19 protein-coding genes, 1 tRNA gene, 2 rRNA genes, 1 other RNA gene and 1 other annotated feature (2 of these 24 only partly in view) are annotated in these 22,500 nt (G+C 43.5%); of the genes, 5 read left to right on the top strand and 18 right to left on the bottom strand.

The features are described from left to right. The 6 genes from SporoP17a_RS17025 to ffs all read right to left on the bottom strand — a co-directional run. Positions 1-50, bottom strand: partial view of a pro-sigmaK processing inhibitor BofA family protein gene (locus SporoP17a_RS17025; RefSeq protein ID WP_233191336.1) — the 5' portion only. The gene continues 133 nt to the left of window position 1, outside the view; only the first 50 of its 183 coding nucleotides appear in the window; the start codon lies at positions 48-50; the stop codon falls past the left edge of the window. A gap of 170 nt (positions 51-220) precedes the next feature. Next, entirely contained in the window at positions 221-817 is a 597-nt protein-coding gene (gene recR / locus SporoP17a_RS09840) for a recombination mediator RecR (RefSeq protein ID WP_029055209.1), read from the bottom strand. 11 nt (positions 818-828) lie between these two features. Next, the gene (locus SporoP17a_RS09835; RefSeq protein ID WP_083034487.1) at positions 829-1,149 is read right to left on the bottom strand and encodes a YbaB/EbfC family nucleoid-associated protein; all 321 of its coding nucleotides are present in this window, start codon (positions 1,147-1,149) and stop codon (positions 829-831) included. Positions 1,150-1,170: 21 nt separating this feature from the next. Continuing rightward, entirely contained in the window at positions 1,171-2,922 is a 1,752-nt protein-coding gene (gene dnaX, locus SporoP17a_RS09830) for a DNA polymerase III subunit gamma/tau (protein WP_269466688.1), read from the bottom strand. 80 nt (positions 2,923-3,002) lie between these two features. After that, positions 3,003-3,455, bottom strand: a complete 453-nt coding sequence (locus SporoP17a_RS09825) for an S-ribosylhomocysteine lyase (protein WP_199173656.1) — start codon at positions 3,453-3,455, stop codon at positions 3,003-3,005. Positions 3,456-3,579: 124 nt separating this feature from the next. Further along, positions 3,580-3,846: signal recognition particle sRNA large type (gene ffs, locus SporoP17a_RS09820), an RNA gene on the bottom strand. Between the two features lie 154 nt (positions 3,847-4,000). Here ffs and SporoP17a_RS09815 point away from each other — a divergent pair. Beyond that, the gene (locus SporoP17a_RS09815; RefSeq protein WP_083034484.1) at positions 4,001-4,216 is read left to right on the top strand and encodes a hypothetical protein; all 216 of its coding nucleotides are present in this window, start codon (positions 4,001-4,003) and stop codon (positions 4,214-4,216) included. Between the two features lie 48 nt (positions 4,217-4,264). Then, positions 4,265-4,354: transfer RNA gene (locus tag SporoP17a_RS09810), tRNA-Ser, on the top strand. Positions 4,355-4,480: 126 nt separating this feature from the next. On the opposite strand, the gene thrB is transcribed toward SporoP17a_RS09810, so the two are convergent. The 3 genes from thrB to SporoP17a_RS09795 are packed head-to-tail and all read right to left on the bottom strand — an operon-like array spanning position 4,481 to position 7,734. Continuing rightward, on the bottom strand, positions 4,481-5,377 hold the full coding sequence (gene thrB / locus SporoP17a_RS09805; protein WP_083034483.1) for a homoserine kinase: 897 nt from the start codon (positions 5,375-5,377) through the stop codon (positions 4,481-4,483). Next, positions 5,377-6,435, bottom strand: a complete 1,059-nt coding sequence (gene thrC, locus SporoP17a_RS09800) for a threonine synthase (RefSeq protein WP_083034482.1) — start codon at positions 6,433-6,435, stop codon at positions 5,377-5,379. The genes thrB and thrC overlap by 1 nt, the downstream gene beginning before the upstream one ends. Before the next feature lie 6 nt (positions 6,436-6,441). Then, on the bottom strand, positions 6,442-7,734 hold the full coding sequence (locus SporoP17a_RS09795) for a homoserine dehydrogenase (protein ID WP_083034481.1): 1,293 nt from the start codon (positions 7,732-7,734) through the stop codon (positions 6,442-6,444). 151 nt (positions 7,735-7,885) lie between these two features. Between SporoP17a_RS09795 and SporoP17a_RS09790 the strand changes: the two genes are divergently transcribed. After that, entirely contained in the window at positions 7,886-9,250 is a 1,365-nt protein-coding gene (locus tag SporoP17a_RS09790; RefSeq protein WP_083034480.1) for an aspartate kinase, read from the top strand. Between the two features lie 15 nt (positions 9,251-9,265). Here the strand turns inward: SporoP17a_RS09790 and SporoP17a_RS09785 are convergent, their stop codons facing one another. Together SporoP17a_RS09785 and SporoP17a_RS09780 are read right to left on the bottom strand one after the other, a co-directional pair. Continuing rightward, positions 9,266-9,922 (bottom strand): deoxynucleoside kinase, encoded by a 657-nt coding sequence (locus SporoP17a_RS09785; protein WP_083034479.1) that lies wholly within the window; start codon positions 9,920-9,922, stop codon positions 9,266-9,268. Further along, positions 9,909-10,556, bottom strand: a complete 648-nt coding sequence (locus tag SporoP17a_RS09780; protein WP_083034478.1) for a deoxynucleoside kinase — start codon at positions 10,554-10,556, stop codon at positions 9,909-9,911. Before SporoP17a_RS09780 ends, SporoP17a_RS09785 begins: the two co-directional genes overlap by 14 nt. Before the next feature lie 173 nt (positions 10,557-10,729). On the opposite strand from SporoP17a_RS09780, the gene tadA reads away from it, so the two are divergent. Beyond that, positions 10,730-11,230 (top strand): tRNA adenosine(34) deaminase TadA, encoded by a 501-nt coding sequence (gene tadA / locus SporoP17a_RS09775; RefSeq protein ID WP_083034477.1) that lies wholly within the window; start codon positions 10,730-10,732, stop codon positions 11,228-11,230. Positions 11,231-11,327: 97 nt separating this feature from the next. Here tadA and serS read toward each other — a convergent pair whose 3' ends face one another. Together serS and pdxS are read right to left on the bottom strand one after the other, a co-directional pair. Next, a complete protein-coding gene (gene serS / locus SporoP17a_RS09770) occupies positions 11,328-12,611 on the bottom strand; it encodes a serine--tRNA ligase (protein ID WP_083034476.1) in 1,284 nt (427 codons plus the stop codon). 68 nt (positions 12,612-12,679) lie between these two features. Further along, positions 12,680-12,887, bottom strand: a binding site (T-box leader). Positions 12,888-13,247: 360 nt separating this feature from the next. Further along, entirely contained in the window at positions 13,248-14,093 is an 846-nt protein-coding gene (pdxS, locus tag SporoP17a_RS09765) for a pyridoxal 5'-phosphate synthase lyase subunit PdxS (RefSeq protein ID WP_083034475.1), read from the bottom strand. A gap of 100 nt (positions 14,094-14,193) precedes the next feature. Between pdxS and SporoP17a_RS09760 the strand changes: the two genes are divergently transcribed. After that, complete coding sequence (locus tag SporoP17a_RS09760) at positions 14,194-15,606, top strand: MocR-like pyridoxine biosynthesis transcription factor PdxR (protein WP_083034474.1); 1,413 nt, start codon at positions 14,194-14,196, stop codon at positions 15,604-15,606. A 23-nt stretch (positions 15,607-15,629) separates the two neighbouring features. Here the strand turns inward: SporoP17a_RS09760 and SporoP17a_RS09755 are convergent, their stop codons facing one another. The 5 genes from SporoP17a_RS09755 to SporoP17a_RS09735 all read right to left on the bottom strand — a co-directional run. Then, positions 15,630-16,985 (bottom strand): D-alanyl-D-alanine carboxypeptidase family protein, encoded by a 1,356-nt coding sequence (locus tag SporoP17a_RS09755; protein WP_269466687.1) that lies wholly within the window; start codon positions 16,983-16,985, stop codon positions 15,630-15,632. 189 nt (positions 16,986-17,174) lie between these two features. Then, a complete protein-coding gene (guaB, locus tag SporoP17a_RS09750; RefSeq protein WP_083034473.1) occupies positions 17,175-18,641 on the bottom strand; it encodes an IMP dehydrogenase in 1,467 nt (488 codons plus the stop codon). Between the two features lie 105 nt (positions 18,642-18,746). Continuing rightward, positions 18,747-19,229 carry a glutathione peroxidase gene (locus SporoP17a_RS09745; RefSeq protein WP_083034472.1) on the bottom strand — a complete coding sequence of 161 codons (483 nt, stop codon included), beginning with the start codon at positions 19,227-19,229 and terminating at the stop codon, positions 18,747-18,749. 464 nt (positions 19,230-19,693) lie between these two features. Then, positions 19,694-19,809, bottom strand: a 5S ribosomal RNA gene (gene rrf, locus SporoP17a_RS09740). A gap of 73 nt (positions 19,810-19,882) precedes the next feature. Then, positions 19,883-22,500: ribosomal RNA gene (locus SporoP17a_RS09735) — 23S ribosomal RNA — on the bottom strand (it continues 312 nt past the right edge of the window).

The following is a 22,500-nucleotide window of genomic DNA, read 5'->3' as shown; positions in this document are numbered from 1 at the left end:
ATAAAGAACGCAAAAGCTAATCTAAACCAGAATACTGATAAGCGCTCCATGTTTTTTTCAAGAGTGGTCCGACTCATACTTAATAGCAATAATGATACGACTCCTAATATGGCTATGACTAAAATCCTCACAGAAAACGCCCTTTCTATTTCATAGATTCTTATCTATATGCGTCTCTGCGGAGAATTAGTCCACTCGTAGTCTATCTTTCCATGCTTTTCTATAATTCACGACGGCCTTCCAATGCTCTAGACAATGTAACTTCGTCCGCGTATTCGAGATCTCCACCTACAGGTAAGCCGTGGGCAATACGTGTAGTCGTGATTCCGGATGGTCTGACAAGCCTTGAAATATACATAGCTGTTGCTTCTCCTTCTATAGTAGGGTTCGTCGCAAGAATTAATTCCTCCACTTCGTCTTCCTGAAGTCTTGTTAACAACGAGGGAACATTGATATCTTCCGGACCGATACCATCCATCGGCGATATTGCGCCTTGTAAGACATGGTATAAACCGCGATAGTCACGCATTTTTTCCATAGCAATCACGTCTTTCGGATCCTGCACGACGCAAATTGTTGTGCGGTCACGGGATTGATCCTGACAAATATAGCATGGATCGATATCTGTAATATGGCCACAGACTGAACAGAATTGGAGGTTACGTTTCGCATCCACTAATGCTTTAGCGAAATCCAGCACAGTGTCTTCTTTCATACTTAATACAAAAAACGCCAGACGACCCGCAGTTTTGGGGCCGATGCCTGGCAACTTCATAAAACTATCCATTAATTTAGATATAGGTTCAGGATAATGCATTATACAACCTCCTAGAACATCCCAGGCAAGTTCATTCCTTTTGTGAATTGGCCCATTGTGGAGTTCGTAATTTCTTCCGCTTTTGCAATCGCATCATTTGTCGCGATAACAATTAAGTCTTGTAGAATTTCTACGTCTTCTGGATCTACCGCTTCTGGATCAATAATAACTTCAAGTACTTCTTTATGGCCTGATACGATTACTTTTACCATGCCGCCACCTGCTGTACCTTCCATTCGCTCATTGCCCAAGTTTGCCTGTGCCTCCGCCATCTTCTTTTGCATCTTCTGCATTTGCTTCATCATACCTTGCATATTCCCTGCTCCACGCATAAATAATTCCTCCTTAGTAAATTACTCTTCTATTGTAATAAAATCTTTTCCAAACATTTTCTCAGCTTCAGTTACGAGTGGATCAGCATCTTCAATTGATGCTTCTTCCATAAATGCTGAAGTTGGTTGTTCCTCACCTGACTGTTGAGGGTTTTCCTTGCTTTTCTGACTGGTTAATCCACTTTTTCGAATAAAATCAGCACGAACTTCCAACCAGCTTTCCTCTGCTACGTATACTACTTCATAGCCCTTACCTGTTAACCGTAGTAACGCATCCGATAAGCCTGCTTGTAATGTAGCATTTTCAGAAGCCATCAAGCAATGAATTTCATATTTGAATTTTAGCACAAAAGCCGACTCTGATGCTGCTACGGGCTCCGTCTCTTCCAATAAAGCAGCATGGGAGCGTTGCATACTCTGCATCATACCCGCCCATTGCTCGCGAATCACTTGAATATCAGACTTCGTTGCTGCTTTTAATACCTCTACAATTTTACCCGTTGGTACTTTGGCAGATCTGGAAGCAGTTGAAGCAGCCCTTTTTGCTGGTACTTGCGGCTCAGCTGCCTGTTGCACTGCCCCTGCTGCTAGTTGTTGCTGAAGTTGTTTAACCGTCTGTTCTAGCAACGCAAGCTTCTGAGCCATTTCAGGATCAGCTGCAGAAGTAGATACTTGTCGTTGCTCTCCGGAATGAATCATTTTTAATAAAGCGGATTCAATATAGACCTTCCCATGATTAGAAAAACGCATTTCTTGTTGTGTTTTTGAAAGGATATCGATATACCGATACAATTCATCCGAATGAAACTCCTGGGCAAGCTCCTGAAATTTATCGCCGTCTGAAATCAATTCCAGAAGATCTGTCAATTCGGGTGCCGTGCCAAGCAGTAGCATATCACGGAAGAATGTAATCATATCTTCAGCAAGTCTGCCGACATCTTTTCCTTCCGCAATCAATTCGTGCAATAAAGACAATGCAGATCCGGCATCTTTCGCTTGAATAGATTGTGCTAGTTGATAAAAGATGTCTTCACCAATTGCTCCAGTCACGAGTAGGGCGTCACTCGTTGTCAACTCATCTCCGCTAAACGACACGGCTTGATCGAGCATACTAAGTGCATCACGCATACCACCTGTTGCAGCTTGTGCGATTGCGCGCAATGCTCCAGTCTCTGCAGTAACGCCAATCTCTCCAATCACCTTTTCCATTCGCTCAATAATCTCAGGTGACGTAATTGGTTTGAAATCAAATCGCTGACACCTGGAAATGATAGTGAGCGGCAACTTATGAGGTTCTGTAGTTGCCAGAATAAATACGACATGGGCAGGAGGTTCTTCCAGTGTCTTGAGCAATGCGTTAAAAGCGGAATTGGACAGCATATGCACTTCATCAATAATATAGACTTTAAATCGTGCATTGGAAGGTGCCACATGTACACGTTCAATAATGTCGCGAATTTCTTCTACGCGTGAATTAGATGCCGCGTCAAATTCGATGACGTCTGTGTTAGATCCCTCTGTAATGCTTTTACATGTCTCGCATTCATTACAAGGTTCTGCCGCTGGACCATTTTCACAATTTAACGCTTTTGCAAAAATCTTCGCCGCACTTGTCTTTCCCGTTCCACGAGGTCCTGAGAATAGATATGCATGCGTCGTCTTCTGATGGAGTAGGGTATTTTGCAGAGTTTGTTTGATCGCCTGCTGACCTGACATCTCACCAAAAGCCTGCGGTCTGTAAGCGCGGTATAGTGCTTGATAAATCAACTGCATTTCCCCCTTTTTCTCCGATTGCATAATACTTCTATTATAGCATGAAATACGTTTTTTTGACCGTGTATCGCTTGGATATATTACGCAAATACTTCCGTCCACTCATCTTTCTTATCAAGCATTGTGCGTGCAATTTCTTTTGCACCTTCAAGGCTATGACTGGCCGCCCAGCCACACTGTACTTCATTACATGCTGGTACTTCTGTTGCTAACAGTACGTCGTTTAACGTTTTCTCTACTATAGAGAGGATGTCGTTATAATCGTCATGATTGATTACAGCTAGATAATATCCTGTCTGACAACCCATAGGACTGATATCAACAATTTGATCCGAATGGTCACGGCTGAATTCCGCCATCATATGTTCCAATGAGTGAAGTGCCGGCATATTCATGTGGTCTGTATTCGGCTGGCAGAAACGGATATCATATTTCAATATTTTGTCGCCATTCTTTCCTTCTGTGGTTCCTGCTAGTCGAATATAAGGCGCTTTCACTTTCGTATGATCCAAATTGAAACTTTCAACGTTCATTTTTTTCTCAGACAATGTAAATCGCTCCCTTTCAGTTATGCGTACTACTTTGAAGTATACACTATTCAAGGGACATAAAAAACTCGCCCATAATAATATGGACGAGTGAATTATTGAATTAATGCCGTGCACCTTTCTTCGACTGCCGCACATAAGCGTTACTCTTGTCGTTGGCTCGGTCTAGGCTACCCCGCGGCACATGAGAGAGTCCACTTAATGCTGCTTCCTTCCGGACCTGACATGATTCATGGGTTCCCATTGCGCAGGACCCAGACGTCAACACTACGTGCAAAAGGCAGACCCTACATGCGGACAGCCTCGGAAAAGGAGTTCAGTCTTGCTAGAGCGGATTGCAAGTTACAGGGCACCGCTAATTCCCCACCTAGCACGGCATTACTTATTATACCCATTGTTCATCATGATTGCAACGGTAAACATTGGATTCATCGGAGTGTGTTTCAAAATCCCTCCGCGTAAACAGTACAAAACCTTTTCAATTGTCCATATAGAGTAGTATACTAAATGAAATACGTGAGGTGATTAGCATGGCTTCGACTAAACGTTATGAGCTCAGTTTCCGTAATCCCGAAGTACGCATCTATGCGACCATTGTTTTGCCTGCCGTCTTACTCGGCTTACTGGTGATTATTTTCTCGAGTTCAGACTTTAACTTCATGTATGCCGCTCTAATACAGACTGTTGCCTTGGTAAGTTTCTATTGCTGGCGCTTCATTTATCGCCAGAAAGAAAAGAAAAAATAATGGTTGACGCTTTTAAAATGACGTGGTAAGATATTATTTGTCTGATACGGAGGAATACCCAAGCCCGGCTGAAGGGATCGGTCTTGAAAACCGACAGGGGTGTTAAAGCCCGCGGGGGTTCGAATCCCTCTTCCTCCGCTATATTTTTGACAACACACGTTACTCGATGTAACGTTTTTTTATTGCTTAAAATTAAATGTCTAAGTAGAAATACATCTATTACAAAAAACAGCGCCAGTGACTGATTCAGTCCTGACGCTGTTTTTATTTTGTAATGTATGCGCCTGTCTCTGCTGGTTGCAGTGCAAGTGCTTGGTAATGTGGAAATTTTTGTTCTAACGAAGCCGCCACTTGTTGTTCTGTTTCTGGCGGTACGGCTACAAAGAGGGACGGTCCTGCTCCGCTGATTGTCATGCCGTACGCTCCTGCTTCCTTACAAGCCAAACGTATTTCATCAAAGTTAGGGAATCCTACTTTTCGGTAGGGTTCATGGTATAGATCTCGTTCCATCATACGCCCTGCCGTCACCCAATCCGATTGTGCAATTGCAGCTGTCATCACACTACCTGCCGCACTCCCGCGTACTGCTACTTTATGCGTCAGTTGTTCAGGCAGTAGTCCCCGAGAAGCCTCTGTCTTTAAAGCAACTGGAGGCACTAAGATGACAACACCGATCGGAGGTGCCGGGAATGTCAGTACTTCCATCTCATCTTCTGTGAAATACGATACTGTCATCCCTCCAATCAATGCAGCGGTGACATTATCAGCATGCCCTTCTAATTCACTGCCGATCCGCAACTTATCTTTGGGTGATAGTTGCAAATCTGCCAGTTCACTTGCAATTTCAATTCCCGCAGCAATTGCTGTAGCACTACTGCCTAGACCTTTTCCTAAAGGAATATCCGAATGTACTACTAACCTTTGTGATGCAATGACTTGATCATACCGCGATGCTACATGCTGGATGGTCTGGACAATTAGATTGGTTTCGTCCATAGGCAATGCATTATATTCCTTATCTTGATACAAAACATACCATGCGTCGGCCGGTGCAACTTCTATCGTCATGTTAAGTGAAAGGGCAAGACCTAAATGATCGAAGCCGGGTCCGAGATTAGCCGTTGTGGCTGGCACGGTTACTGAAAAACCGGCTTCTGTCATTAGTTATTCCCCTCTTTCAATTCTTTCAAAAAGTTATTGAACTGTTCATTTGTCATCATAGGTTTATGCGCATTGACATTGATTGCTGTTTCAGGATCTTTTAGTCCGTTACCTGTCAGGATTCCGACAATCGTCGTTCCTTTTTCAATTAGCCCCGCATCAAGTTTTTTCTTAATGCCTGCAATGGTTGCACAAGACGCAGGCTCTGCAAAGATTCCGTCTGTTGCAGCGAGTAATTGATAGGCTTCAAGGATTTCTTCATCAGTAGCGGACAAGATATCTCCGCCTGATTCTTCAAGTGCTTGAGTCGCTAAGTGCCAGCTTGCGGGGTTTCCAATACGAATTGCTGTTGCCACCGTTTCAGGCTCCTCAAACACGCGATCATATACAATGGGTGCTGCACCATCTGCTTGAACTCCTAGTAATCTTGGTGTACCTGTACCTTTTTTCTCTGCATACTCTTTGAAACCCTTCCAAGCTGCAGATATATTACCTGCGTTTCCAACAGGTAAAGCGAAGATATCCGGTACTTTACCAAGTTGTTCAATCGCTTCAAATGCTACCGTCTTCTGCCCTTCAAGACGATAAGGATTCACGGAGTTGACCAACGCAATTTTCCCTTCGCCTACTTCACGTACCATGCGTAGCGCTTCATCAAAGTTTCCTTCAATAGCTACGATTTCTGCACCATACATTTTGGCCTGTGCCAGCTTGCCTAATGCAATACGACCTTCAGGAATAACAACAATTGTACGCATACCTGCACGTGCACCATATGCAGCAGCTGCAGCAGATGTGTTACCCGTTGAAGCACAGATCAACGCTGTCTTTCCTTCTTCTTTTGCCTTCGCAACTGCCATTACCATTCCTCGATCTTTAAATGAACCAGTTGGATTTGTCCCTTCTGTTTTCACATACAGATTAATATCCCACTGTTTTGATAAATTTTCAAGATGAATTAGCGGTGTATTTCCTTCTTGTAGTGTTAAGGCAGGAGTATTTTCCGTCACCGGTAACCATTCTTTATATTCTTCGATTAGACCATTCCATCTTCTCATAATTCCTTATTCTCCTTCCACACGGTAATGACTAGAAATGTCAATGACCGCAGGTGTATCTTTTAAGTCTGCTAAAATATCTAAATGTTGTTGACGAGAAATTTTATGTGTAATAAAGATTAAGTCTGCGCCTTCTTCATGTAAATCGGAGTCCTGAACGACTGTCGCTAAACTTGCCTTGTGGTGGCTATAAATAGATGTCAATTCTGTCAACACACCTACTTCATCACGTACGGTAATACGATGGAAATAGCGAGCATATTTCTGATCATCTGTTTTTACTTTGCGCTCAAATTGCGGTGCGTGCATTCTCTTACCGTTTACGCCTAACAAAATATTACGACAAGCTGCTACTACGTCACCTGTTACGGAAGTTGCTGTAGGTAATGAGCCCGCTCCAGGGCCGTAGAACATTGTCTCGCCTACTGAATCACTGTACACATACACTGCGTTGAATTCATTATTGACTGTAGCTAGAGGATGAGAGTTAGGAACGAACACCGGCTCAACAGCCACTTCAATTTCTTCCCCGTCTTTTTTAGCAGAACCCGTCATCTTAATCGTGTACCCGAATTGTTCCGCAAGCTGAAGATCTCCGTCTGCAATCTCTTTCATCCCACGGACAAATACATCGTCAAGATGCACTTCCGTGGAAAAAGATAGGGACGCGAGAATTACCATCTTACGCGCTGCATCAATACCATCTACGTCCGCTGAAGGATCAGCTTCTGCAAAGCCTAATTCCGTTGCTTCCGCTAATGCATCTTCATAAGTCTTATTTTCATGCTTCATCTTTGTTAAAATGAAATTAGTCGTTCCGTTGACGATTCCCGTCAACGCAGTGATTCGGTCAGACGCTAAACCATCTTCCAATGTACGGATTAGTGGAATACCGCCACCTACACTCGCTTCATATAGTAAGTCACATTTATTTTCATCGGCTAATTTCAACAATTCAGGCCCTGACTCCGCCATGACATCCTTGTTCGCAGTGACAACGCCCTTACCTGCTTCAAGGGAACGACGAATTGCGTCAGAAGAACCGCCCGTTACTTCAATAATTAAATCAATTTCAGGATCATTTAACACTTCATCGAGTGATGTAGTGAACATTTCTTTAGGTATCACGCCATTACGTTTTTTATCCAAGTTTTTAACAAGTACTTTCTTAATAGACACGGGAACACCGAGCTTGTGTCGCAGGTCATCTTGGTGATTATGCAAAATTGTTGCCACACCGCTACCCACTACACCATACCCTAACAAGCCGATATTAATTTCACTTTTCTCATTTTTCATTTGACGATTCTCCTAACTATATGTACACTATGAAAAAACAATCGTTCTTCGTATAAGGACAATTATAGAGAATTCTGCCTTTAATAACAACCTGTTTTCATGAATCTTCTAAAAATAGATAGATAATCTCAAAAAAAGGATATGGTACTCAATGAAAGTTTGTAAATTTGGCGGAACATCCGTCGCATCCGCAGAACAAATTCGGAAAGTGGTCGACATTGTCGTATCCGACCCAACAAGAAAAATCGTCGTAGTTTCTGCACCAGGTAAACGCTTTTCTTCCGATAACAAGGTAACTGATTTGCTTATTGACTTGGCAAATGCATCACTTGCCGGTAATGACACAACAGATGCACTACAACTGGTTGTAGACCGGTACAAGGAAATTGCAGAAGGACTTGGCTTAGATGAAAAGATTGCGCAAGTAATCGAGCAAGATATTATTCGACGCCTAAATAAAGATCAGTCAGATGAAATTCTATACGTAGACAGTTTGAAAGCTGCAGGAGAAGATAATAATGCGAAAATGATTGCGGCTTACTTCCAACATATCGGTGTCGAAGCGGAATATGTAAGTCCCCGTGAAGGTGGATTACTAGTTAACCATCGACCAGAACGTGTACGTGCTCTTCCAGAAGGCAACGAAAAGCTCTGCACATTACGCGATAAAGAAGGTATTATTGTTTTTCCAGGCTTCTTTGGTTACACAGATGACGGAACATTGCGTACGTTCAATCGTGGTGGTTCCGATATTACAGGCGCTCTACTAGCAGCAGCAACAAATGCAGAACTTTATGAAAATTTCACTGATGTGGATTCGGTTTTCTCAGCGAACCCAACAGTGATTGAAAATCCACGTGCAATCGATTCGATGACATACCGGGAAATGCGTGAACTTGCATATGCAGGATTTTCTGTATTCCACGAGGAAGCTTTAGTACCCGCATTCCGTCACAAGATTCCGGTTTGTATCAAGAACACGAACAATCCCAGTGCGCCAGGCACAATGATTGTACGAGACCGTGACCATAATCTTCAATCCGTCGTCGGAATTGCTGCCGATAGCGGATTCTCTACACTCTTTGTTGATAAATACTTGATGAACTTGGAAATTGGTTTTGGACGTCACTTACTACAAATTCTAGAAGAAGAAGAAATTCCATTTGAGCATACACCCTCAGGTATTGATAACTTGTCTGTCATTATTCGCGACGAACATTTAACACCGGCAAAAGAAGCCCGTATTATTAAGCGCATTGAACAGGAGTTATGTCCTGACGACGTACATTTCCAACGTGATTTTTCTATGGTAGTACTCGTGGGTGAAGGCATGCGTCACGCAAGAGGGTTGGCAGCACGGGCAGCATCCGCTATTGCACGTACAGGTGCAAATATCGAAATGATTAACCAAGGATCTTCAGAAGTCAGTTTAGTATTCGGTATTCAAGAAAAAGATGAAAACATTGTTCTTCGAGAATTATATCAGGAATTCTTTACAGAAGTCCCTGTTCCTTAATTCAATCGACACTCCCTATATAGGGGGTGTCGATTTTTTCATCTCTTCAGCAATTCTTCCAATAATCAACTCAATATCCTCTTCATTTTCTAATAAGTCATACTCTTCAATATTCAGTCGAATGACTGGGCATGCAGTAAACGAGTCAATCCACTGTTCATAGCGATGGTACATCTCTTCCCAATAACTTCTTGGCGTTTGCAGTTCCATATTTCTACCACGCTCTTCAATACGTTCGAGAATGACAGCTAAAGGTCCTTCCAAATATATGAGAGCATTTGGATGTGGGAAATACGGTGTCATTACCATTGCTTCATATAGATTCATGTAAGTTTCAAAGTCGACCGCTTCCATAGTTCCTTCATCGGCGTGCATTTTGGCAAAGATCCCCACGTCTTCATAGATGGAACGATCTTGTACAAAACCACCTCCGCTTTCAAAAATATGCTTTTGTTCTTTAAAGCGTTCTGCTAAAAAGAAGATTTGTAAATGAAAACTCCAACGTTCAAAGTCATCATAAAATCTCTCTAAGTATGGATTTTCTGCTACATTTTCCAAAGACTCTTGAAAGCCAAGTCTTTTGGCAATTGCATGGGCCATTGTTGACTTCCCTACCCCTACCATTCCCGCTACTGCAAAAACACTATTTTTTGGTACATTAGGTGACTTCATTTAGTTTCAAACCTTTCTGAACTGCTTCAAAAACTTTGCTTAATATTGCATCCATGTCATCTTTATTGCGCACATAGTCCACTTCATCTCCGTTTATATGGATAACTTGGATGTCAGGATGTGTTGCCTCAAACTCTGGTAAGAACGTACGGTAATCTTTAGATAGTTGCAGTAAATAATCAGGATCCATATCCGATTCATACGAACGTCCACGCTCATCGATTCGATTGAGCAATGTAGGAATGGATGCTGACAATGAAATAATGATATTTGGCATCGGAAGGTCTTTCGTCAAAATATGATAGATTTCTTTATATTTCACAAAATCCTTCGACTCTAAAGTACGTTGTGCGAATAGCATGTTTTTGAATACATGGTAATCGGCCACCACGGGTAACCCTTGTGATATATATTCTCTATTGATTTCCTTCAATTGTTCATATCGATTACATAGGAAAAACATTTCAGTCTGGAAACTCCACTTTTCTTTGTCTTGATAAAACTGATCGAGAAAAGGATTTTCTCCACTTATTTCTCTTAATTGATTATATGAAAAGGTCTCAGCAATTGCTGCTGTGAGCGTAGTCTTCCCTACTCCAATCGGACCTTCTACCGCAATAAACGGGACAAACATATACCACTCATCCTTTCAAATCATTACCTAATCATTTTATCATAGACGCCCCTATAGAATGAGATTTATATTGCGTTATGTAGTGTTTTCTCTTCATCTGTTTCACGTGGAACATTTCACTAATTGATTTTGATGTTCCGCATGGTAGACTGTTGATAAGGAGTGATGAATCGATGAAAGATGATGAATACTACATGAGACTAGCAATAGAAGAGGCAGAAAAAGCTGCCGCACTGGCTGAAGTTCCAATTGGCGCAGTCATTGTATATAACGATGAAGTCATTGCTACGGCCCATAATCTACGTGAAACCACTCAAAATGCAGTCACACACGCAGAACTTTCTGCCATCCAAGTTGCTTGTGAGAAGGTTGGAAGTTGGCGTTTAGAAGACACTACATTGTACGTCACACTCGAACCATGCCCTATGTGCGCAGGTGCCATACTACAATCACGTATTCCGCGAGTCGTCTACGGTGCACGTGACCCAAAAGGAGGTTGCGTCCATACTTTTTATCAACTACTTAACGACCCTCGATTCAATCATGAGTGCATTGTAACTGAAGGCGTCCTCGCTGAAGAATGCGGACAACTCTTAACTACCTTTTTTCGATCACTGAGAGATAAAAGAAAAGCTGCAAAAAAGGAAGCCCAACGCTTAGAGAAAAACTCGTAAGCATTGGGCTTCTTTTGGTATTTCACTAATTAGTCTTGGTGTTTGGGAATGCCCAGTCTTTGCTTATGCAATAAACAGACCACTAGCGCATTTCTTCTTACTTAGGCGCTTCAATCTTTTCCTTTCCACCCATATATGGTCGAAGCACTTCGGGAATTAAAACAGAACCATCTTCCTGCTGATAATTCTCCAATATCGCTGCTACTGTACGACCAACAGCCAAACCGCTACCATTTAACGTATGAACATACTCAGGCTTTGCACCTGGCTCACGGCGGAAACGGATATGTGCTCGTCTAGCTTGGAAATCTTCAAAGTTAGAACAAGAAGAAATTTCTCGATAAACATTTTGTGTAGGAATCCATACTTCCAAGTCGTACTTCTTGGCAGCCGTGAAACCTAAATCCGCTGTACACATCTTAAGCGCACGATACGGTAATTTCAGTAACTGCAATACTTTTTCCGCATGGCCAGTTAATTTCTCCAACTCATCGTATGAATCTTCCGGTTTCACAAAGCGAACCAACTCTACTTTATTAAACTGGTGCTGGCGAATTAATCCACGCGTATCACGCCCTGCAGAACCTGCTTCAGAACGGAAATTTGTACTATACGCTGTGAACGCAATTGGCAACTTAGATCCTTCCAGGATTTCATCGCGATAGAAATTGGTGACAGGTACTTCGGATGTCGGGATCAAGAAGTAGTCCTCTTCTTCAATTAAGAACGCATCTTCTTCAAACTTCGGCAGTTGTCCCGTTCCAGTCAAGCTTGTACGGTTTACCAAATACGGTGGTAGCATTTCCTCATAACCGTGTTCTTCTTGATGAAGATCAAGCATGAAGTTGATTAACGCACGCTCAAGTCGTGCACCGAGCCCGCGATAGAATACAAAACGACTACCTGTTACTTTTGCTGCTCGTTCAAAATCAAGTAGTTGAAGATCCGTTCCAATTTCCCAGTGCGGTTTTGGTTCGAAATCAAATGTTGGAATCTCTCCCCACACGCGGACTTCTACGTTGTCATCTTCGCTGTCCCCTACTGGCACGCTATCATGTGGTATGTTCGGAATATGCATAAGCACGTAATTCAATTCCTCTTCTACTTTAGAAAGTTCTTGATCATATGCTTTGATTTCCTCGCCGACCTTTTTCATCTTGGCAATGACTTCATCCGCGTCTTCTTTATTACGCTTCATTTGTGCTACTTGCTGTGATACTTCATTGCGTTCAGCTTTCAGCACTTCTACTTTTGATAAAATTTCACGACGTTTCTCATCAAGTCCGCCAAATTTTTCAAAGTCGGTTAAATCTTCTCCACGTTTACTAAGTTTTGCTTTTACTTCTTCATAATTCGCACGCAATAATTTACTGTCTAGCACGCCATCCGCCTCCTTGTATTTGCATTACCGATAATAAAAAACAATAAAAAAAGCCCTCCATCCCCTAAAATAGGGACGAGAACTACCCGCGTTGCCACCCAAATTGACTGATTATCCAGCCCACTTGTTTGAGATATCGGCTCAACTGACCGGCAAAACCTACTGATTCGGCTTTGCTACTCCAGGACGGATTCACAATGGTCTTTACCAGCTTCCACCACCCGCTGGCTCTCTACAAAAAACACGATTGCTACTGCTTCCTATCATCGTAATGTATGTGAAATTAAATATACCATACTACAGTTTCTAACCATTGACAAGGGACATGGTGCTTTTTTGTATAGGATACATCGTAAATAGTAGAGCGTATGACTTCCTTTTAGGATATAGAAATTTGAACAAAAGATACTTTCCCGAGAAATATCTTTTAATACTAATTCCTGGCTAACCAATTTCTATTCTGGAGAAATTCAACTTGGCCCCTATTCTATAATAGGTGCCACTGTCGGAAGCCGTCGTGACCATGAGTCAACTAGTGTACCTTGCAAGCTGACTCATGGTTGGACGTACTTCTCTACGCCCATGCAGCTTAGAAGTTTACTATCTCTGCCCTCAATCCCCTAACAAAATCACAAATTACGAACTACGAATCGCCATCAATTCACTATCCGCAAGCTGTGAAATTTCCAAACCTTTCATCGGTGTACCAATCCCTTTTGACAGCTTAGCGATCAACTCATAATCCTGATAGTTAGCCGTAGCTTCTACAATTGCACGTGCAAATGCTTCCGGATTTTCCGATTTGAAAATACCTGAACCTACAAATACTCCATCCGCTCCAAGTTCCATCATCAATGCTGCGTCAGCAGGTGTTGCAACCCCCCCAGCAGAGTAGTTCACAACCGGTAAACGGCCAGCTTCTTTAATGGCTAATAATACTTCATATGGAGCTCCCAGATTACGGGCTTCTGTCATCAACTCGTCTTTGCTCATATGAACTACTTTACTTACTTGAGCATTAATCATCCGCAAGTGACGCACGGCTTCTACAATATTTCCTGTTCCTGGTTCGCCTTTTGTGCGAAGCATTTTTGCTCCTTCACCTAAACGACGCGCTGCTTCACCAAGGTTTCTTGCTCCACAAACAAATGGTACGCTGAAATCACTTTTCAATAAGTGAAACTCGTCGTCCGCAGGTGTTAGTACTTCACTTTCGTCAATGAAATCCACGCCTAGCGCTTCTAATACACGTGCTTCTGAAATATGACCAATACGTGCTTTCGCCATGACAGGAATAGACACTGCCTTTTGCACCTCTTCTACGATTCGTGGGTCTGCCATACGTGCAACACCACCTGCCGCTCGAATATCAGAAGGTACTCTCTCTAGTGCCATAACCGCAATCGCTCCAGCTGCTTCCGCCACCTTTGCTTGCTCTGCATTGATTACATCCATAATAACGCCGCCATAATTAAAGTTCATTTCATTTCCCCCTTTTTGTTATTTTCAGTATAATTGAAATTGACCATATGAAAATAGCCAGTTGCATATCAAACAACATGGTCAGATTAGAGGGTTCACTATGGACATGATTTTTATCGAGCTTCAAAAGGATTCGAATATCCCGCTTTATCAGCAAATATATAATCAAATCAAACAGGACATGATCGATGGCAAGTTCCCTGTTGGCATGAAACTCCCCTCCAAACGTCAACTGGAGGAGTTCCTAGGTGTCAGCCAGACAACAATTGAAATGGCTTATGATCAACTGACAGCAGAAGGTTTTATTGCCGCAGAACCACGAAAAGGTTATTTCGTGCAGGCATTAGAGGAACTCGCCTATGTACAGCCTGTGAAATCAGACACCGTAGACGAGATGCCTATAACCAAACCCGTCCATTACGACTTTTCACCAGGTTCCATTGACACGGAGAACTTCCCATTCATCATTTGGAGAAAGTATGCGCGAGATATTATGGATACATCACATGCCCACTTATTACTACTTGGAGATCCGCATGGCGATATTGAATTACGTCAGGAAATTGCCCGTTATCTATATCACTCGCGAGGAGTAGATTGTACACCTGACCAAATTATTGTCGGTTCCGGTACTGAACAGCTTTTACCTTTAATTATTAGATTACTGGGAGAAGGGGCTCGCTATGCAATTGAAGATCCGGGCTACCTAATGACGAAGCACGTCTTTTCCGAAAACTATAGAAAGACCATTCCCATCGCAGTCGACCAAGAAGGGCTCGACGTAAAGGCACTACAACGGTCTGATGCTTCTATAGCCTACGTTACCCCTTCTCACCAGTTTCCAACCGGTACAGTGCTGTCTGCAGCCCGCAGAACTGCTCTTTTGAATTGGGCCGCATTAAATTCTGAGTTTTTTATTATTGAAGATGATTATGACAGTGAATTCCGTTACCGTGGACGGCCTATCCCTTCCTTACAGGGAATGGATAAAGGTGAAAATGTCATTTATTTAAGTACGTTTACCAAATCACTTATGCCATCTATGCGAATCGCCTACATGGTGTTACCGCCAAGACTACTAGATACGTACCGACAGGCTTTCATCCCCTACTCTTCTTCTGTGCCGCGGATTGATCAGCACATACTGGCACGCTTCATGGCGGATGGACAATTTTCGCGCCATCTGAATCGTATGCGTAAAATTTATCGTCGAAAGATGCATACATTGACGAGTTTATTAAAATTGTATGAACCAAATATTTCATTCTCTGGTGATGAAGCCGGTATGCATGTCCTGCTTCACGTTCATACGGATAAAACAGAAAAGGAACTAATTGATGAAGCACTTCAATCAGGCATTAAAGTCCGTGGTCTAGATACCTATAAGGTAATGCCCGATCAATCCCCTCCTTCATTCTTAATCGGGTTCGGTGGATTAAGCGAAGAAGATATCAAACTGGCAATTCCGAAGTTGCTTGACGTGTGGAATATACAAAGAGACAGCAATACCTGAGTAGGTACGCTGTCTCTTTATAGTTAATTAAATAAACCTTTTACGAAACCAGTAGAACTATTCCATGCACTTGAAAAGAAATTACCAATTGCCCCCATAGTTAGCGAGAGCCGACCAGCTTTCTTCACTTCTTCAATCGTGACGACTTCTGTATCGACTACTTTATCATTAATAAAATCATAATCTGATCCATCTTTTTTTACTAGCTTGACATGGCCAACAACGGTACCTTTTTTAATTGGCGCTTGAATTTGTCCGTTTTTTACCAACTTCTCATCTAATACAAGTTCAGTTGTATAGTCTTGATCATCTGCATTGTGAACTAACATACGAATAGGTTGCTTGGTAGCAATCGCTACTTTTTTTTCTTTCCCCTTCGTAACGTCCAGAGTTTTTTGCTTCTTAAATTGGTACCCTACTTTAAGTAGCTCTGTTTCGCTAAACTCCTTAAAGCCATAATCGAATAACGCACGAGTAGCATCGAAACGTGCTTCGTAAGATCCAACGCCCTTATCATCTACTGCATTCATTACAACAGCAATAACACGTCGGCCATCACGTACGGCAGTCCCCGTAAAACAATGTCCTGCAAATTCTGTAGTACCTGTTTTCAAGCCATCGATTCCGTCATATTCATATACTAGGCCTGGCAACATGAAGTTCCAGTTCACCATATCAATCGCATCACTTGTTCCTTCACGGAATGTTTTTTTAGGTATTTTGGTTGTATCTAGTACTTCCGGATACTTTTTCAATAAATGATACGCTAGTTTGGCAACAGAACGTGCAGGCATAACGTTTTCATCCTTCTCACCAAACTCACTTGGGTGCATGCCTTGTAAGTCACTATTGTTCAACCCCGTAGAATTGACGAATTTATAATCCGTCAGACCAAGTTCTTCAGCCTTTTCATTCATTAGCTGGACGAATTCCTCTTCAGATCCTGCAATCGACTCGGCAATTGCAATAGTTGCCGCATTCGCTGAATAAATCGCTACAGCTTCATAAAGTTCACGGATCGTATAAGATCCATCACGACGAAGCGGTACATTACTCAAACGGCGATCTTGTGATACCTTATACGTATACTCAGTAACTTTGTATTCTTGGTCCCATGTAATTGTTCCATCATCAAGAGCTTCAAACATCAAGTATTCTGTCATCATTTTCGTCATACTTGCAATTCCGAGCGGCTTATCCGAGTTCTCTTCGTATAATACCCTTCCATTATCTGCATCTATCAAAATAGCCCCGTTTACACGAAGGTCAAGTGAGGATTCACTTTCCTCAGCTACTGCAGTTTCCTGTATACCAAACATCATCAACAACATCATTGGCACCAGTAAAACCGCCAACCATCTCTGTGTTACTTTTTCCACTCATCTTACCCCCGTAGTCACAATATCAAAAATCAGTGTACCATATTCTCGGCAGGTCAGGTATGCTTATGGCAAAAATAACACATATTCCCCTACAAAAATAACCAACTACTACTTCACGTTTTATAATTCGTCATATCGTATCAAAAAAGGACAGGAGGGAAATCCTCGCTGCCCTTATATAGTAAATTAACGTACCGAATAATTCGGTGCTTCTTTTGTAATTTGTACTTGGTGTGGATGACTTTCCAGTAAACCAGCACCCGTCATACGAATAAATTGTGCATTTTCACGATGTGCTTCAAGATCCTTCGAACCACAATACCCCATGCCTGCACGAATTCCTCCTAAAAGCTGATGAATTGTATCAGACAAAGGCCCTTTATACGGCATACGACCCTCAATGCCCTCAGGGACAAGTTTCTTTTCATCTTCTTGGAAGTAACGATCTTTCGAACCTTTTTCCATCGCTGCAACAGAACCCATACCACGGTACACCTTAAAACGACGTCCCTGGAAGATCTCCGACTCTCCTGGGCTCTCCGTAGTACCTGCAAGTAAGCTTCCAAGCATAACCGCATGTCCACCAGCCGCTAATGCTTTGACAATATCCCCGGAATACTTAATTCCACCGTCCGCAATAATCGTCTTACCATACTTACGCGCAACAGTCGCACACTCATAAATAGCAGTAATCTGTGGTACACCAACGCCTGCCACTACTCGTGTGGTACAAATAGAACCAGGGCCAATACCGACCTTCACTACGTCAGCACCAGCTTCATACAATGCTTCAGCTGCTTCTGCCGTTGCTACGTTACCTGCAACAATCGCAAGGTCCGGATAGTTTCCGCGGATCTCTCTCACTGTGTCAATAACACCCTTAGAGTGTCCGTGTGCCGTATCAATGACGATGAGGTCGACTTCTGCCTGTACAAGCTTCTCAATGCGCGTAGAAGTATCTACCGTGACTCCAACAGCCGCACCAACGAGTAAGCGTCCAGCCTTGTCTTTCGCTGCGTTAGGGAACTCAATAACTTTCTCAATATCTTTAATTGTAATTAAACCGTTAAGAATGCCTTTATCATCTACGATCGGAAGCTTCTCAATTTTATATTGCTGTAGCATTTTCTCTGCTTCTTCAAGTGTAGTTCCTACAGGAGCTGTCACCAAGTTTTCTTTCGTCATAACTTCATCAATGATGATGGAATAATCCTGGATAAATCTTAGGTCTCGGTTTGTCAAAATACCAACCAATTTTTTCTCTTCCATGTTATTAACGATCGGGACACCTGAGATACGATATTTACCCATTAAATGCTCTGCATCAAATACTTGATGTTCCGGTGTAAGGAAGAATGGATTTTTAATAACTCCATTCTCAGAGCGTTTAACCGTAACAACTTCCTCAGCTTGTTCTTCAATACTCATGTTTTTATGAATAACACCGATTCCACCTTGACGAGCCATTGAGATTGCCATCTTGGATTCTGTTACTGTATCCATCCCCGCACTGATAATAGGTATATTCAACTTGATGCTATCTGTTAAGTTCACAGATAGCGAAACAGCCTTTGGCAATACATCAGATGCAGCCGGTACCAATAACACATCATCGAACGTCAGACCCTCACGAGAAAACTTTGATTCCCACATTAACTTTCTGCCTCCTAAAATTACTATTGTCTATTCAGATTATTAAAAGGTTATCAGCGTCAATGAGACGTGTCAAGATAGAAGTTTATAAACTCACTATTCCCATTATTCATTGAACATTTTATCTAATGACTTTTGCATCTTTAATGGATTTGTCTGGGGTGCAAAACGATCAACTACTTGTCCGTTAGTGTCAATCAAGAACTTCGTGAAGTTCCATTTGATACCTTCCGTCAATACACCTTTTTGCTGTTCCGCTAGATACGTAAATAAAGCTTCGGCTTCATCCCCTTTTACATCTACCTTGGCAAACATAGGGAACGTCACGCCATAATTCATTTGGCAGAAGTTCATCGTTTCATCAATATCATCAAATTCCTGATTATTAAAGTTATCTGATGGGAAGCCCAGTACCACCAGCCCTTGATCTTTATATTCTTCATACAGTTGCTGAAGTTCTTTAAATTGTTTTGTGAAACCGCATTTACTCGCCGTGTTAACAATGATCATTGGACTTCCTTCAAATTCCTTCAGAGATTTCTTTTCTCCACTAGTAGTTTCCACTGTAAAGTCATAAACTGTCGTCATGCAGAACCGCCTCTTTTCTTTTAATATATTTTACCTGACTATGGAAGGAATACCTAGCGTCTTGTTTGGCTTGGAAGTTTTTTAGAGCGTGATGAGATAGGGTATTAGGTGATTTATTGGGCGGTTACGTGGGGCGATTGAGCGGTTCTTGTGACTTATTGAGCCGAGTATACGAGGGGATTGGGCGGTTCTTGTGATTTAATGAGCGGTTGCTGTGACTCTATGAGCGAATATACGGAGGTATAGAGCGAATTTCCAAGCTTATTGAGCGGATACGCGAAGTGATTGAGCGATGATCGCAACTTAATGAGCGGTTAAGCATCACAATAGAGCGTGTAACGTAGTAATTAGAGCGAATAACCCAGATCTATGAGCGAGTAAAGTATGGATACATCAATATTCCATTCAACCTTTTCCATTACAAAACACAAAAAAGCCACTCCCCATAGGGAATGGCTTCGCGTGCCTAGCAACGTCCTACTCTCACAGGGGGAAACCCCCAACTACCATCGGCGCTGAAGAGCTTAACTTCCGTGTTCGGTATGGGAACGGGTGTGACCTCTTCGCCATCGTTACTAGACTCTTTGAGTAAAGCTTGTTCACTCAAAACTGAATAAAAGACATTGTGTAGTTCAAGTAACTACTTTTTATAATAGGTTAAGTCCTCGATCGATTAGTATCTGTCAGCTACATACGTCGCCGTACTTACACCCCAGACCTATCCACCTCATCATCTTTGAGGGATCTTACTTACTTGCGTAATGGGAAATCTCATCTTGAAGGGGGCTTCATGCTTAGATGCTTTCAGCATTTATCCCGTCCATACATAGCTACCCAGCGATGCCTTTGGCAAGACAACTGGTACACCAGCGGTATGTCCATCCCGGTCCTCTCGTACTAAGGACAGCTCTTCTCAAATTTCCTGCGCCCGCGACGGATAGGGACCGAACTGTCTCACGACGTTCTGAACCCAGCTCGCGTGCCGCTTTAATGGGCGAACAGCCCAACCCTTGGGACCGACTACAGCCCCAGGATGCGACGAGCCGACATCGAGGTGCCAAACCTCCCCGTCGATGTGGACTCTTGGGGGAGATAAGCCTGTTATCCCCGGGGTAGCTTTTATCCGTTGAGCGATGGCCCTTCCATGCGGAACCACCGGATCACTAAGTCCGTCTTTCGACCCTGCTCGACTTGTAGGTCTCGCAGTCAAGCTTCCTTATGCCTTTGCACTCTGCGAATGATGTCCAACCATTCTGAGGAAACCTTTGAGCGCCTCCGTTACTCTTTAGGAGGCGACCGCCCCAGTCAAACTGTCCACCTGACACTGTCTCCTGCCCGGATCACGGGCAAGGGTTAGAAGTCCAATACAGCCAGGGTAGTATCCCACCAATGCCTCCTCCGAAGCTGGCGCTCCGGAATCCAAGGCTCCTACCTATCCTGTACAGGCTGCACCGGAATTCAATATCAGGCTACAGTAAAGCTCCACGGGGTCTTTCCGTCCTGTCGCGGGTAATGCGCATCTTCACGCATATTATAATTTCACCGAGTCTCTCGTTGAGACAGTGCCCAGATCGTTACGCCTTTCGTGCGGGTCGGAACTTACCCGACAAGGAATTTCGCTACCTTAGGACCGTTATAGTTACGGCCGCCGTTTACTGGGGCTTCAATTTGGAGCTTCGCTTGCGCTAACCCCTCCTCTTAACCTTCCAGCACCGGGCAGGCGTCAGCCCCTATACGTCATCTTACGATTTTGCAGAGACCTGTGTTTTTGCTAAACAGTCGCCTGGGCCTATTCACTGCGGCTCTCTCGGGCTATTCACCCTACCAGAGCACCCCTTCTCCCAAAGTTACGGGGTCATTTTGCCGAGTTCCTTAACGAGAGTTCTCTCGATCACCTTAGGATTCTCTCCTCGCCTACCTGTGTCGGTTTGCGGTACAGGCACCTCCCGCCTCGCTAGAGGCTTTTCTTGGCAGTGTGAAATCAGGGACTCTGGAGATTAAATCTCCTCGCCATCACAGCCTGGTGTTGGATGAGAACGGGATTTGCCTCGTTCTCCACCTCACTGCTTAGACACACAACCAACTGTGTGCTCACCCTATCCTACTGCGTCCCCCCATTACTCAAACGGCGGGGAGGTGGTACAGGAATATCAACCTGTTGTCCATCGTCTACGCCTATCGGCCTCGACTTAGGTCCTGACTAACCCTGAGCGGACGAGCCTTCCTCAGGAAACCTTGGGCATTCGGTGGAAGGGATTCTCACCCTTCTTTCGCTACTCATACCGGCATTCTCACTTCCAAGCGCTCCACCAGTCCTTCCGGTCTAGCTTCAACGCCCTTGGAACGCTCTCCTACCATTGACCCTAAGGTCAATCCACAGCTTCGGTGATCTGTTTAGCCCCGGTACATTTTCGGCGCAGCGCCACTCGACCAGTGAGCTATTACGCACTCTTTAAATGATGGCTGCTTCTAAGCCAACATCCTGGTTGTCTGGGCAACGCCACATCCTTTTCCACTTAACAGATACTTGGGGACCTTAGCTGGTGGTCTGGGCTGTTTCCCTCTCGACAATGGATCTTATCACCCACTGTCTGACTCCCAAACATAAATCATCGGCATTCGGAGTTTGTCTGAATTCGGTAACCCGGGATGGGCCCCTCGTCCAAACAGTGCTCTACCTCCGAGATTCTTTCGTTTGAGGCTAGCCCTAAAGCTATTTCGGAGAGAACCAGCTATCTCCAGGTTCGATTGGAATTTCACCGCTACCCACACCTCATCCCCGCATTTTTCAACATACGTGGGTTCGGGCCTCCAGTCAGTGTTACCTGACCTTCACCCTGGACATGGGTAGATCACCTGGTTTCGGGTCTACGACCCCATACTCATTCGCCCTATTCAGACTCGCTTTCGCTGCGGCTCCGCTTTCTCAGCTTAACCTTGCATGGAATCGTAACTCGCCGGTTCATTCTACAAAAGGCACGCCATCACCCATTAACGGGCTCTGACAATTTGTAAGCGCACGGTTTCAGGATCTATTTCACTCCCCTTCCGGGGTGCTTTTCACCTTTCCCTCACGGTACTGGTTCACTATCGGTCACTAGGGAGTATTTAGCCTTGGGAGATGGTCCTCCCGGATTCCGACGGAATTTCACGTGTTCCGCCGTACTCAGGATCCACTCTGGAGAGAATGTGCTTTCGATTACGGGGCTTTTACCCTCTTCGGCGGACCTTTCCAGGTCGCTTCATCTACCACATTCCTTTGTAACTCCGT

It is taken from the genome of Sporosarcina ureae (assembly GCF_002082015.1).
Classification (GTDB): domain Bacteria; phylum Bacillota; class Bacilli; order Bacillales_A; family Planococcaceae; genus Sporosarcina; species Sporosarcina ureae_A.
Note: the sequence above shows the minus strand (reverse complement) of the source record. Positions and strands in the feature narration are given on the sequence as shown.